General features: G+C 50.4%; 11 protein-coding genes. 3 read left to right on the top strand and 8 right to left on the bottom strand.

Annotated features, from left to right (window positions below; translation table 11 throughout):
• Positions 1-55 precede the first annotated feature (55 nt).
• From BLR64_RS11250 to BLR64_RS11230, 5 genes are all read right to left on the bottom strand, one after another.
• Positions 56-811, bottom strand: coding sequence for a CAP domain-containing protein (locus tag BLR64_RS11250; RefSeq protein ID WP_090714212.1), 756 nt, complete (start codon positions 809-811; stop codon positions 56-58).
• 260 nt (positions 812-1,071) lie between these two features.
• Entirely contained in the window at positions 1,072-3,045 is a 1,974-nt protein-coding gene (locus BLR64_RS11245) for a WG repeat-containing protein (protein WP_090714211.1), read from the bottom strand.
• Positions 3,046-3,821: 776 nt separating this feature from the next.
• Positions 3,822-4,214, bottom strand: coding sequence for a VOC family protein (locus tag BLR64_RS11240; protein ID WP_090714210.1), 393 nt, complete (start codon positions 4,212-4,214; stop codon positions 3,822-3,824).
• 38 nt (positions 4,215-4,252) lie between these two features.
• Positions 4,253-5,371, bottom strand: a complete 1,119-nt coding sequence (locus BLR64_RS11235) for a hypothetical protein (RefSeq protein WP_090714209.1) — start codon at positions 5,369-5,371, stop codon at positions 4,253-4,255.
• 182 nt (positions 5,372-5,553) lie between these two features.
• Entirely contained in the window at positions 5,554-6,693 is a 1,140-nt protein-coding gene (locus BLR64_RS11230; RefSeq protein ID WP_090714208.1) for a 5-methyltetrahydropteroyltriglutamate--homocysteine S-methyltransferase, read from the bottom strand.
• 141 nt (positions 6,694-6,834) lie between these two features.
• On the opposite strand from BLR64_RS11230, the gene BLR64_RS11225 reads away from it, so the two are divergent.
• Together BLR64_RS11225 and BLR64_RS11220 are read left to right on the top strand one after the other, a co-directional pair.
• Positions 6,835-7,506, top strand: a complete 672-nt coding sequence (locus BLR64_RS11225) for a response regulator transcription factor (protein ID WP_090714207.1) — start codon at positions 6,835-6,837, stop codon at positions 7,504-7,506.
• Positions 7,503-8,516 (top strand): sensor histidine kinase, encoded by a 1,014-nt coding sequence (locus BLR64_RS11220; protein ID WP_090714206.1) that lies wholly within the window; start codon positions 7,503-7,505, stop codon positions 8,514-8,516. The genes BLR64_RS11225 and BLR64_RS11220 overlap by 4 nt, the downstream gene beginning before the upstream one ends.
• Before the next feature lie 28 nt (positions 8,517-8,544).
• Here the strand turns inward: BLR64_RS11220 and BLR64_RS11215 are convergent, their stop codons facing one another.
• The 3 genes from BLR64_RS11215 to BLR64_RS11205 form a co-directional block, all read right to left on the bottom strand.
• Positions 8,545-10,515 (bottom strand): FtsX-like permease family protein, encoded by a 1,971-nt coding sequence (locus BLR64_RS11215; RefSeq protein ID WP_090714205.1) that lies wholly within the window; start codon positions 10,513-10,515, stop codon positions 8,545-8,547.
• Positions 10,512-11,258 (bottom strand): ABC transporter ATP-binding protein, encoded by a 747-nt coding sequence (locus BLR64_RS11210; RefSeq protein WP_090714204.1) that lies wholly within the window; start codon positions 11,256-11,258, stop codon positions 10,512-10,514. Before BLR64_RS11210 ends, BLR64_RS11215 begins: the two co-directional genes overlap by 4 nt.
• A gap of 94 nt (positions 11,259-11,352) precedes the next feature.
• Positions 11,353-12,606, bottom strand: coding sequence for an ATP-binding protein (locus BLR64_RS11205; RefSeq protein ID WP_090714203.1), 1,254 nt, complete (start codon positions 12,604-12,606; stop codon positions 11,353-11,355).
• 185 nt (positions 12,607-12,791) lie between these two features.
• On the opposite strand from BLR64_RS11205, the gene BLR64_RS11200 reads away from it, so the two are divergent.
• Positions 12,792-13,142, top strand: coding sequence for a LytTR family DNA-binding domain-containing protein (locus BLR64_RS11200; RefSeq protein WP_090714202.1), 351 nt, complete (start codon positions 12,792-12,794; stop codon positions 13,140-13,142).
• The last annotated feature ends 4 nt before the right edge of the window (positions 13,143-13,146 follow it).

The raw sequence follows: 13,146 nt of genomic DNA, 5'->3' as shown, positions 1-13,146 counted from the left end.
CCAGACAGTCCTTTGTATTATTTATTAAGATTACAGTCTGTGTCCGTCAGGAGACTTATTTACCGATGAATTCCTGCACCCAATAGTTATTATCGTAGCCTACACCGATGTAATTGAAGTTAGCGCTGAGAATGTTGGCACGGTGGCCCGCACTGTTCATCCACGCCGTCATCACTTCCTGCGGGGTTTTCTGGCCCATGGCGATGTTCTCACCGGCTGCCCGGTAGGTTATGCCAAAAGACTTCATCATGTCAAAAGGCGATCCGTACGTAGGCGAAGTGTGGGAGAAGTAATTGTTAACACGCATATCCGCCGCCTTGGCCGCTGCTACCTTGTTCAGGCTGTCCAGGGCTGCCACCGGAGACAATCCGGCTGCAGCGCGCTCTTTATTCACCAGGTCTACTACCTGTTTCACATAAGATGACTGTGTGGACGCAGTTGCAGCCGGTGCGGCTGTCGGTGCCGGTGTTGCTGCTGGCTTGGCGGTAGCCGCCGGCTTGGCCGTGGCTGCCGGTGCCGCTGTTGCCGCAGGCTTAGCAGTTGGGGCAGGTGTAGCGGTAGCTGCCGGTGCTGCAGTCTTCTGCGGCACAACCGGCGGCTTGAACTTCGATACCGTTACTGTATTCCCGTTAAAATAAAATGCCTTGTTGCTATATTGAGCGAAGTATTGAACGAATTGGGCAAAGCTTGGATTGTTCTCTACCGTAGTAGTCCCGCTGGCCGCGTCAGCCTGTGAAGGAAGCGAAATGCTCAGCGCCATTACCGCTGCTACACTTCCACCAATCAATGCTTTTACTGTTTTGCTATTCATTATGCCATCTCCTTGTTCTTGTTGTAGGATTTGTAGTGCTGCAAGTGTGTGGGCACCAATTATTACAAAGTTGTCATTTCTTCCTCAGTCATTGTAGCACAAAACTATCAGCTGTGCGCTGCTAAATATTTACACTGCAAGATTTAGAGAAAAGCTTGTCCATTTATATCTGCAAAAGACCGCCTCCCGGATCACAGGAAGCAGTCTTCGTTGCTTATACAGCTTGCTATTCTATTTATCGGCCCTGCTGTTTATTTTGTTTAATGAAAGGACTGCCAGAAATCGCCTTCCGTCGAAATCAGGCCCATAATCTCTGCATAGGGAATCCGGAAGGTCGGGAAGCCGGCAGCGTATGGAGCGATCTCATAGGGTGCAAAATACAGATACAACGCCTCTTCATCCACGTAAAACGGCTGGTCTGCCGTGATGCCTTTATACGTATCCGGGAAAACATAAGAATACTGCGGATCATTCGCAATCTGCTTGCCGACGATCGTACTAAGCTTTTCAACATATCTGCTGCCGGGTTTAAACAGATCACTGAGCGTATAAAATCTGCCGCTTCGCAGATTGATATGCTCATACAGCATAGTAGGCATGCCATGCGCTGCACCGAACGGGTAATTGTAGCCGCTGAGCTCCAGCACAAGCAGGTTTTTACGGAAAAATTCCACGGCAAAATCACCGGTGTAGCTGAAATCCTGCTTTGATCCATCGCTTGAAACACCTTCAGCCTTGGATAGGCTGCGCAGCCTGCTGTTGACGGCCTTGGACACTTCAATATCCGCAATGCCTTCAATAACCGGGTAGTAGACAAGATAGTCTCTGTTCGGCTTATATTTTTTCTCCAGTACAGAGTAAGGAGGCCGGAGCGGAATGACGCCGTTCTGCCGCCATACCTGCTTGCCTTTGCGGTCATAATACGCAGTTCGCTGATCAACATCCGCACGGATCAGGCTGCCGCTGAAGGATAAGGTGCCGGAACCGGCGATGACGGGCGGCTGCGACGCTCTTTTTCCGCTTTTATCAATAAAGTAAGTCTCTTTGGCATCATAGACTGAAGCCAGCCCATGCTGGTAATTGTTCACTCCGAGCAGCGGATGATTGCTCAGTATTCTTCCGGTAACAGCATCTGCTATGACATAGCGGGACCCGCGGTACGGCTGGTCGGCATAGACCGGGGTTCCCAGCGCGACCCGGTTTTCGCCCAGCTGCTGCACCTCGTAATAGGTGGCCGGGATGATCTGTTTGCCCTGCTTGTCGATCAATCCGTAGGCGTTGCCGTAATTCTCCGCTGTGTTGATCACCGCCCGCCCTTCCGAAAAAGGCAGCGCAGCCGTAAATTGCGGCTTGATCGCAACACTTCCGTCCAGGTTCAGATAGCCGTATTTGTCGTTATCCGTCTCCTGATAGGCCAGCAGCCCGTCGCCCGGATTCCCTACGTAAGCGTGTTTATACGTATGCAGCACCTTGCCGTCCTTATCAATCAGCGCATATTCGCCTTCGGCTGTTTTTACCAGAGCGGTTCCATTCATGAAATCACCTGCATCCAGATAAACGGCTGGCAGCACTTCCTTGCCCTGCGCATCAATGTATCCGTAGCGGGAACCGCCGGCTGTAGTACTTTGTCTGGAAAAAAGCGCCCGCCCCTCATGCAGCGAATTCAGATAATCATACCGTGCCGCGGTGACTTCCCTGCCCTTTTCATCAATCAGCGTATAGCCTTTGGCATCCGACACGACCGCCCTGCCTTCGGCAAACGGAGCGATAAAGGAGTAGTAGGGTTTGACCTTTTCGCGTCCGCTGCTGTCAATCAGCCCGCTGCTGTTCTTGCGCTGTACAATTGCCAGCCCGTTCTCCTGAAAATCCTCGGCATACTCGTATCTGGGCTCAATTGCGGTCCGCCCTTCATTGTTGATGTAACCCCACAGCGTACCTTCCTTGGTCTTAAACGGGGCCGGATGCAGCACCTCTGCCCGCAGACCGCCTGCTCCCTCTGCGCCCAGCACATCGAGCGGTTCCAGCAGCTCTAGAGGCTTGATGTAGTAATCTACCCGGTAGAGCCCGGCCTCTGCGGGAAGCGTTACGAACAGCTCATCATCCGCCCGGATGAAATCCTCCTCCTGCTGGGCCACATATTCATTCCAACCGATGCCGTCCCATTTCCACACATCCGTCTGCAGCAGCACGTTGTCCGCTCCTTTTGCCAGCTCATTCAGCTTAATCCTCAGCATTCCCGTCGCTCCTTTATAAAGGCTTTTGCCTATAGCGTATGAATGGGAGGGGGAAAGGGTGTTTCTGTGCCTGGATATTGGAGCTGGGAGGATACTGCGGGACTTCCGCGGTTTTTGGACTTCCGGCCGCTGTTGTCTTCGGATTTCCTTTATTTATACCGCTGTCAGCGGGTGAAATCCGAAGACAAAGGCGGACGCTACGCTCCTACAGTTCCAAAATCCGCTCCGTCCCTTTCATCCTCTTCGTTGGGAAGATCAAAAGCAGCACAAAAACACCCTTTGGGAGGGTGTTGGCCGACAGAGCAAGGGCCGCTTCGCCCTGCCCTTGTATTTGATCAGAATCATGGGATGCTGCCCTGTACGAGTCTCATCTCACTGCTAAGCGAGTCTCCTCAGCAGATTCTAACGAGCTTATCTTAGGTATTTTCGCATAGCTACAGTTTATAGGACTCCCGCGCCGCATGGGGCACATTATTGCACTAATCTTTGTGCCACCCGTTACCTTTAGTAACACAAAATTACTGGGGTTCAGTAATCTGCACCAGCACCAGCACCAGTACTCTGTCACGCTTCTCTGCTAACGGACTCAGATGACCTTATCTTCGGAATAATTGGCATAATCACAATCTAACGGACACCAGCGACGTTATCTGGCACACTTTTGCCCAAAATGGGGCTCAAGGGCCTGAATAACGGTATCTGTGTCCGTTAGCCTGGGAGAAGAGCTAAATGTCAGCAAATAACGGCATCTGTGTCCGTTAGAGACTTCTGTCATTTCATGACAGCGGCTGTGCGAGCTCCCATATATGGCCTGCCGGATCTGCAAAAGCCAGGGTTCGTACGCCCCAAGGCCTGTCCACCGGACCGTTCAGCAGTTCGACCCCTTGTTGTGCCAGTTCCCGGGCTGCTGCATCTGCATCCTCAACCTGAATGGTAAACTGGAACCGTGAACCGGACTCCGGGCCAGCAGGCTTGGCCGGCTGAATCAGTCCTGCTGCCTCGGAAATATTCAGCAGATTAATGCTCATATTACCGAAATTATAAACTGCTGATACTTCGTCTTCGTATACAGCCGACAACCGGAATACATCCTCATAGAACCTCCTGGTCTTATGCAGATCCTCCACAAACAGTGTAATTACATTGACGTTGAGCGCACCCAGATTCATTCATGTTACCACCCTTCGATATAATCACAGACGCTTTATTACTCTGCTATGATTTCAACATTTGGCTCCAGCAGCACCTCGTCAATCTTTTCTGCGTCCTTCTCGTTAAACCGGAAGATCTCCAGCATCAGATCGCCGTCTTTACGGGTTTCCCTTGTGAAGAACGGATAGGATATTTTGAGCAGAAATAGCTGGCCGGAAGCAGCGTCCTTATAGAATTTCAGACCATAATTTACTGCACCTTTTGGGCTGCTGGCTTGATCGGAGTCTATCTGCCCCATACCTTTAAAATGCTGCGTACCCTCATCAGCCGCAAGGATTTCCCAGTAATTTGGTGCATACCCTACAGTGGTCAACCAGAGTTGAACAGTAAACCTGAATGTATTGCTGTTCTTATCATCCGTTACTTGGACATCGTAAGCGGGTTGTTCGGTCAACTTGGTAACTGTAGCATCCGGTGAGCGGAGCAGTTCATATTCGTGCAATGTATTTAACTCAGCGCTGCTGATCACTTTTGACCAAGCTTCCGGAAGCTCTGATACGTCATAGGTATATTGAACCTCCAGCGTTTTTAACGGTTTGAATGCCAGCCCGTCAGCTTCATATTCAATTACAGCACGTGTAAATTTGGTTTCAAAGTCAGCTACTACGTCCAAAAAATGAATTTCGTCGTTGTATTCATAAGGGATAATATTACCTTCAAAAGTGTCAACCCAGGTATACGCCTCACCGTTATGTTTATAAATATGCCCGTAATATTGCCTGATTGAACCCTCCATAGTAGTAACATAAAGTTCGTCCAAGCCATCTTTATCAATATCTATCAGGTAGGCAGAAACATATGAATCTTCAATGGAGGAAAATCCCTCAGAATCATTCACTAAAGTGATTTCACCCTGCTTTACGCGGTCCTGCAGATTAATATCAAACCTCTGTTCAGCAAAAAAGAGATACTCTTCCCTCCGCTCGACGACCGAGTTCAGATAGTCCTCCCACGTCTCCTGGCGCTGCCCGGGCATCACAATCTGGCTAATATCAGACGAAGCACTATCTGACTTTGTATTTACCGGCAGTACCTCCCGTTCACTGCAAGATGCAGCAACAACACCTGCAATAAGAACAAAAACTAACCTTTGCGCCGCTTTCACAATCCCCATAAGCACCAGAATTTCCTTTCCAGATCATATCCACACCTTGCAGACTCCCTTAAGGCCGCTTTAATTACTCCATATTATTTCTCGGTTCGCCCCCTTTCCACCTGCTCAAACCCGTCCGAAATCCCCTCAAACACACCTAAGCCGTACGGAATATTCCGTACGGCTTAATCAAGATGCTTACGTTACTTCCAGATCTCATCCGCAATTTCCTTGATATACGCGAGCTTGTTCCACTGCTGCTCTTCGGTCAGGTGGTTGCCTTCTTCGGTAGAAGCGAAGCCGCATTGCGGGCTCAGGCAGATCCGGTTCAGGTCGACGTACTGCTTGGCTTCCTCAATCCGCTTGAGAATATCTTCCTTGTTCTCAAGCTCGCCGAACTTGGAGGAGAACAGACCCAGCACTACCTGCTGGTTCTCTTTCAGGAAACGCAGCGGTTTGAAGTCTCCGGCACGGTCGGTATCGAACTCCAGGTAGTAGCCGGAGTAATTGTCGATGCCAAGCAGGGTCTGCACGATCGGCTCATAGCCGCCGCCTACACCGGCATAGGTCGATACATAGTTGCCGCGGCATACATGGGTCGTTACAACAAGATCTTCCGGCAGGCCGGCTACAACGGCAGCATTTACCTGGGCCAGCTCGTTCGCGTAGTCAGCCACATTCACGCCGATCTGTTCCATGATCGCTATAAATTGCTCGTCGCACAGCGCGCCCCAGGTGCAATCGTCGAACTGGATGCTGCGGCAGCCTGCATTGTACAGATCAAGTACTGCACCTTTGTAAGCTTTAACAGTATCAGCCAGCAGCTCTTCGCGGTTCGGGTACAGCGCGTTTGTGCTTTCCTTATTTTCCGCACGGTCCAGCTCGAACAGGAACTGGGCAGCAGCCGGAACGGACTGGCGGGCAACTACGTCATCGCCGGTAATCCCTTTTAGGAAAGTATAATGGGCAACAAACGGATGACTGCTGTAGCTGATTTTTCCGCTCAGACGGGCCGTTTCCGGTCTGGACTGGGCTCCGTTGAACTGGTAGCCCTGGTCAACAATCGTCCGCTCTACACCGTCAAAGCCCCAGAAGAAATCCAGATGCCACCAGGAGCGGCGGAATTCGCCGTCAGTTACGGCCTGGAGGCCGACTTCCTTTTGCTTTGCTACGAGCTTGATGATTTCGGCGTCTTCAACTTCCTTCAGCCGGACGGCGGTAATCTCACCATTTTTGTATTTTAACCGGGCATCCTTCAAAGCGGCAGGACGCAGGAAGCTGCCTACAATATCATATCGGAATGGAGTTACAGTACGTTTCAAAGGTTCGGTCTGAGTGCTCATCGGTTAATCTCCTCATCAGTTCAATTAGTACAGCTACTATAGCATATCTGCTCCGTTGTACTGTTCTACTAATGATCTATCATCCGTTATAATTAATAACTATAACAGTATTTTATTTCTCATAAGCCTGGAGGAATCCCTGTGTTTCGGATCATGATTATAGAAGATGACGTCAAAATCAGACACATCGTCGCAGATACGCTGCGCAAATGGAAATACGAGGTCACGGAAGTTACGCAATATGAGCAGATTTTGGAGGAATTCAGACTCACCGAGCCGCATCTGGTGCTGCTGGATGTGAATCTGCCGCTGTATGACGGCTTTTACTGGTGCCAGCAGATCCGCTCTGTCTCCAAAGTACCGGTAATCTTTCTGTCCTCACGCACGCAAAATATGGATGTCATTATGGCCATTAACATGGGCGCAGATGACTATATCCAGAAGCCGTTCGATCTCAGCGTGCTGGTAGCCAAAATCAGTGCGATGCTGCGGCGTAATTATACTTACCAGGACGACAATCTGCAGCTCGTCCACCGTCAGCTGATATTTAACCTGTCGGCCTCCTCGATCCGGTACGGTGACGGAACGGCTGAGCTTTCGAGAAACGAATTTATTATTTTGCAGACCCTCATGCGCAGCACCGGAAAAATAGTCTCCAGGGATGAGCTGATGCAGGTGCTCTGGAATGATGACCAGTTCGTGGACGACAATACCTTAACTGTGAACGTCAACCGGCTGCGCCGCAAAATCGCCCTGCTCGGCCCCGAAGATTTTATCGCAACCCGCAAAGGAATGGGGTATATTATCGAATGAAATTTTTGCGCTTTTTACAATATGAACGCCCGTATCTGCTTCTCTGCGGGGCCTGCTTCCTGCTGACCGCCGCCGTGTTCAGTATCGGGCCGCATAACACATGGGACCGGGAGAACTTCCTGTATGCCTTAATGCTTATCCTGGTGATGATGGCCGGCTTTCTCCTGCACCGTTATTTGAGAATGGTTCAGGCAATCCGGCAGATGCACGATGAGGACACCGGGCCGCTGTCCCTCGAAGCAGAGGCATGCCGTGAGGCGCTGCGCCTGCAGCGGATCAGCCATATCCGGTCTCTCAACCAGATTCAGGATAAGCAAAAAGAAACCTATGACTTCATCGTCTCCTGGTTCCATGAGATCAAAACACCGATCGCTGTCCTGCGCCTGTTGCAGCAGACCGAGATCAGCCCGGCCAGCCTGGAGGATGAGTTATCACGTATCGAGCATTATGTGGATCAGGCCTTATACCACGCCAGGCTGGACAGCTTCAACAAGGATTACGAGATCTTGAACTGCAATCTGAAGCAGCTGGCTAAAGAAGCCGTAAAGCACCATTCTAAAACCTTTATCTCGAAAAAAATCACCGTCCATCTAGAGGTGGTGGATGATACAACTGTGCAGAGTGATTCGAAATGGCTGCTGTTTATTCTTGGCCAGCTTGTCTCGAACAGCCTGAAGTACACTCCGGCTCAGGGGCTCATCTCGATTACAAGCCGGGTTACCCCGCAGGAAAAGCTGCTTGTCATTCGTGACAATGGCGTCGGAATTGACCGCAGGGATCTGCCGCGGATCTTCGAGCGGGGCTTCACCGGAACTAACGGACGGACCTTTGTAAAATCTACCGGCATGGGCTTATATCTGGCCCAGGAGCTGTCCAAAAAGCTCGGCCATTACATCACCTGCGAATCCGCCGCCGGAAGCTTCAGCGAGTTCACCGTGCACTTCCCGAAGAATCATGATCCTTATCTGGGCATTGTTCAGCAAAACAACAAAAAAACGCAAGGGCTCTAAGGGCCGCTTGCGTGGTATATTGCATAGGCTAAGGATTCTCGCTTACTATCTTGTAATACAAATTCGTAGACGACAAATACAGAAGCAGATAGATCAGGAAGTATACCCCCATAATCCCCCAGGTCATGCCTGTAAGCCCGGAATAGCCGGCAACGGAATCGAGAATGTAATACTTAATGATGAACCAGCTATAAGCCACACCCAGAAGCAGCGGAGGCAGGAACACGAACAACAACTGCTTGCGGATCACACTTTGGATCTGGCGGCCGTCTATACCGATTTTGCGAAGAATAGAGTATTGCAGCCTTTCATCCGTCGCTTCACGCAGCTGCTTGAAATAAATAATGCTGGCCAGGGCAAAGATGGCGATCAGCGCAAGAAAGCCGCTGGAAAACAGCATCAGCGAGGAGCTCTCGATCTGCTTCGAATAAACATCGGCAAACGAAGAATAGTAGGCGTCAGGTGTCTGTGTAACGATAGCATGAATTTCACGTGAGAGCGCCTCTGCATTCCGGGCATTGCTGAGTCCGTAGATTTCATAAGACTTCCGGACTGCTGTCCCTTCAGCAGCCAGCCGGCTGTAAGCCTCATCGGATATCACCAGCACGGCCGGCTTGTACAGCATGGAGCGCACCGGGTCCGAAGCCCAGCCCAAATAGGCATAATCCTTGATTTCAGCCAGCTTGAAGACGGTCTGCTCAGGTCCCCGGACTGTAAAGTCCGGCATCGTCCCTGGTTCATATACCCTTGGAAAATCAGACCCCTGGGCCAGCCCCACCGCTTCATTCCCCTGCAGCTCCACCTGTTCCCCGTCCCCGCGCTGTGCAATCAGCTCATTGTAAGAATGCTCCGGTACCAGCAGCACATCGGAAGTGTAATATTCCGGATTCTCCACGATGGCGTGCATATCCGTTACAGGAGTGACTTCCAGTCCCTCTTGCGTAAAGTGGAAAAGAATATCATGCTCCGAATCTCTAATCATCCCGTCGATCATCGTGTTGGTCTGCTGGTCCAGCGACTGGTAGGCAATATCATTCGGCAGATTCCGGCCTACAGCATCAAACTGCACTTTATAATTAATGGTCATGAAGCACATCAGCATCATAATCGCGGCGCTGAACAGTGAGATAAAAGTCAGATTCAAGGTGTTGCCCCTGATCTGAAACCGCAGCGCCGAGGTCCACAGCACCGTATTGCCTTCATGATATTTACGGCTTCGGCTGATGCGTTGCAGCAGCCAGCCCGCAAACTGCCGGAAAAACAGATACGTTCCCCCGATTATGCCCACCGTCACCCCGATCAGGCTCCACGTTGCATAATCCTTCCAGAAGACCGATCCTTTGCCGCTGCTGATTACAGCGAACGAAAGGACCAGCAGCAGCACGGAGAGCAGCGCCAGCACAGCGGAGATCCGCACAGGCCGCTCTGACTTCTGCTTGGCATGAAACAGCTCCATCAGCTGCACCCGGTTCACCATAATGTAGCTCTGCACACTGATAATAACCGCCAGCAGCAGGAACAGTCCGGCAGTCGATAGAATGGACTGGAGCGGAAAGGACAGCGAGATCACCTGCTCATACTGCATCAGCCTCAGCAGCAGCATCCCGAACAGCTTGGACAGTATACCACCGAGCAGCACCCCGGTTACCAGGGAAATCGCACTGAGAATCAGCGTTTCATAGAATACCATCATTGTGATCTGGCGTTCACTGAGGCCGTACAGCAGGTACATGCCGAACTCTTTTTTACGCTGCCTCATAAAAAACGAATTCGCATACAGGATGAAAAAAATAATAAAAACAAACACAACCACAGAAGCAATCGCCACGCCCATCCGGAAATTGTCACGGTTCTGTAGTGCATCCATAATATCCCCGTTATACATCAGGGAAGAGAACGTAAACTGGATGATTACCCCGATGACCATGGAAAACAGATAGATGGAGTACAGCCGGAAGTTACGTTTGACATTGCGGACCGTCAGATCAAAGAGACTCATCGCGCTTTGCCTCCCATAAGGCTCACCGTTTCCAGAATGCGGTCATAGAATGCCTTTTGCGGCTGGTCCCCGGCATACAGCTCATTCACAATCATACCGTCACGCAAAAAAATAACTCTCCTGCAATAGCTCGCCGCATAAATATCATGCGTCACCATCAGCAGCGTCGTATTAAACCGTTCATTCAGTGCGGCCAGCTGCTCCAGCAATTGCGTGGCTGATCTTGAATCCAGCGCCCCTGTAGGCTCATCGGCAAAAACAATTGCCGGATTGGTAATGATTGCCCTGGCCGATGCCGCCCGCTGCTTCTGCCCGCCGGAAATTTCATTCGGGTACTTGTCCAGAATGCCTTCAATATTCAGCGCCTGCACAATCGGCAGAAGCCGTTCCTCCATCTCCCTTGCAGTAAACTTTCGAAGCGATAGTGGCAGCAGAATATTCTCTTTCACAGTTAAGGCGTCAAGCAGGTTATAGTCCTGAAAAATAAAACCCATCCGCTCCTGGCGGAACTCCCGCAGCGCTCTTTTGTTCATATCCAGCAGAGATTTGCCTTCAAGCCATACCTCCCCGCCGGAGAACTGGTCAATCGTGGACAGCACATTCATCAGCGTTGACTTCCCTGACCCCGACGGGCCCATCACCGCAGTCAGCTCCCCGGCTTCAATGACCAGGTCGATATTTTTGAGCACGGCGGCCGGGCCGTAGCTTTTGGACACGTTTCTAGATTCAATTACAGCTCCCATTCTTAATCTCCTCCCCTTTCTACTACTCAATATAGCCACAATCTTCAGCGGCAGCCATCGAAGCAGCAGCGGGCAAAGTGACGTTTCTGTCACTTTACGGGGAAGGGTCTCCGGCAGGAATCGTAATTAGGAAGGTGGTTCCCCTGCCCTTTTCACTTTCAACCTCTATGTCCCCTTTGAGCTTGTCCACAGTGCTGTATACCATAAGCATTCCCAGGCCGGTTCCTTCCTCCTTGGTGGAGTAATACGGCTTGCCGAGCCGTGAAATTTCCTCTTTCGTCATGCCAACCCCGGTGTCCCGGATGCTGATTATAATATTCTGTTTATTTTCCGAGATCTGAATGGTCAGCGTCCCGCCTTCCTTCTCTTTCATGGCTTCTATGCCGTTTTTGTAAAGGTTAATCAGGCACTGCTGAATCTGATTTTTGTCATAGCTGGTATTCAGTGTATTGGTGAAATGAAACTGAACGTCAACCTTGTGAATGGTGGCAAAGGGCATGATGATATTCTTGGTATACTCTGCTTCTGTCAGCATATTGGAGAACACCATATTACCGGATTGCGGCTTGGCAAAAGAAAGATAATCACTGACAATCTTCTCCGCCCGGGTCAGCTCCTGCAGGGACAGCTCCACATAGCCTTTTTCCTCGGGCGTAATATTCCCGGATTTGTTGAGCAGCTGCAGGAAGCCGCTCGTCACCGTAAGCGGATTCCTGATTTCATGTGACACACTGGCCGCCAGCTCACTTACGACATTCAGGCGCTCCGACTGGAGAATCCGGTCACGGTTGCGGATATTGGTAATGATCTGCTCGATCAGAATCATAATAATGCTCATTACACCGACATGTGTCGTCAGGGCATAGAACGTCAGGGTCCAGAACTGCCTGTCCAGCGTCCCCTTCATCACCCCCAGGATAATCAGATAGATGCCCATCGTCAGCGCCGCAATAAAGGTTGCCGACACAATCCGCCGGTTGGCACTCTGCCTGATAAACCATTTGCTTAAAAACGGCACAATCAGCAGCACCGCTGTGGAAAACAGGAAGGACGGGATAATACCGGCCCCGCCGATATACAACCGGTATACATTTAGAATCAGATATAGCGGAAGCACGTTCCTGTACCCGCCGAACAACGCCACAAGAATAAACGGCACATAGCGCAGATCATAAATAAAGCCCATCTCCAGCTTAATCGGCTTGGCAATGCACAGGATCATCGTGACTGCAGACATAAACACCAGGATTTTGTTATTGTATCGGTTGGCTCTATTTTCAAAAAATATTACAACAATCAACACCGGAAACAGAATAAACAGAAAATTCAATAGTAGGGTTTCAAACAAAGATCTAACGTCCTCTCAGATGTGCTCAAGCGTTCTTTATTTCTCTATTATAAGAAAAGAACGGACATTTCCTAGAGTAATTGCTGGAAATTATAGACTTCTGTTTAAAGAATGTGTTAATTCTCAGAGAACAGGAAGAAGAGATCATTATCCGGTGCCACGAGGAAGATGAGGAAATACGGGGTATGGTACATAGGCTTCAGACCGACACTCTCGTGCTGCTTGGTTACCAGAATGAACGCGTCCACCGGATCAGGCTCAGGGACATCTATTATTTTGAAGCCGTAGACGGGAAGGTGTTCATTTACTGCAGGAGCAGCGTGTATGAGGTCAAGCAAAAGCTCTATGAGCTGGAGACATTGTGCAGCAGGCTGAGCTGTTTTCGCGCATCCAAATCCACCGTGCTGAACATAGCCAAAATTTCCATGGTTCGCCCGGCGTTCAGCGGCCGGTTCGAAGCTGTACTGGATAACGGGGAGCGTGTTGTGATTTCCAGACAGTACGTGCCTGTTCTCAAAAACATGCTGGGTTTATAAGGGG

This window comes from Paenibacillus typhae (genome assembly GCF_900099765.1).
Lineage (GTDB): Bacteria > Bacillota > Bacilli > Paenibacillales > Paenibacillaceae > Paenibacillus_AQ > Paenibacillus_AQ typhae.
The sequence above is the reverse complement of the archived record's forward strand: the minus strand, read 5'-3'. Positions and strand labels throughout refer to the sequence as shown.

Coding starts and splice junctions, on each gene's coding strand:
- BLR64_RS11250 (WP_090714212.1), bottom strand. CDS start 811: ATGAATAGCAAAACAGTAAAAGCATTGATTGGTGGAAGTGTAGCAGCG.
- BLR64_RS11245 (WP_090714211.1), bottom strand. CDS start 3,045: ATGCTGAGGATTAAGCTGAATGAGCTGGCAAAAGGAGCGGACAACGTG.
- BLR64_RS11240 (WP_090714210.1), bottom strand. CDS start 4,214: ATGAATCTGGGTGCGCTCAACGTCAATGTAATTACACTGTTTGTGGAG.
- BLR64_RS11235 (WP_090714209.1), bottom strand. CDS start 5,371: ATGGGGATTGTGAAAGCGGCGCAAAGGTTAGTTTTTGTTCTTATTGCA.
- BLR64_RS11230 (WP_090714208.1), bottom strand. CDS start 6,693: ATGAGCACTCAGACCGAACCTTTGAAACGTACTGTAACTCCATTCCGA.
- BLR64_RS11220 (WP_090714206.1), top strand. CDS start 7,503: ATGAAATTTTTGCGCTTTTTACAATATGAACGCCCGTATCTGCTTCTC.
- BLR64_RS11215 (WP_090714205.1), bottom strand. CDS start 10,515: ATGAGTCTCTTTGATCTGACGGTCCGCAATGTCAAACGTAACTTCCGG.
- BLR64_RS11210 (WP_090714204.1), bottom strand. CDS start 11,258: ATGGGAGCTGTAATTGAATCTAGAAACGTGTCCAAAAGCTACGGCCCG.
- BLR64_RS11200 (WP_090714202.1), top strand. CDS start 12,792: ATGGTACATAGGCTTCAGACCGACACTCTCGTGCTGCTTGGTTACCAG.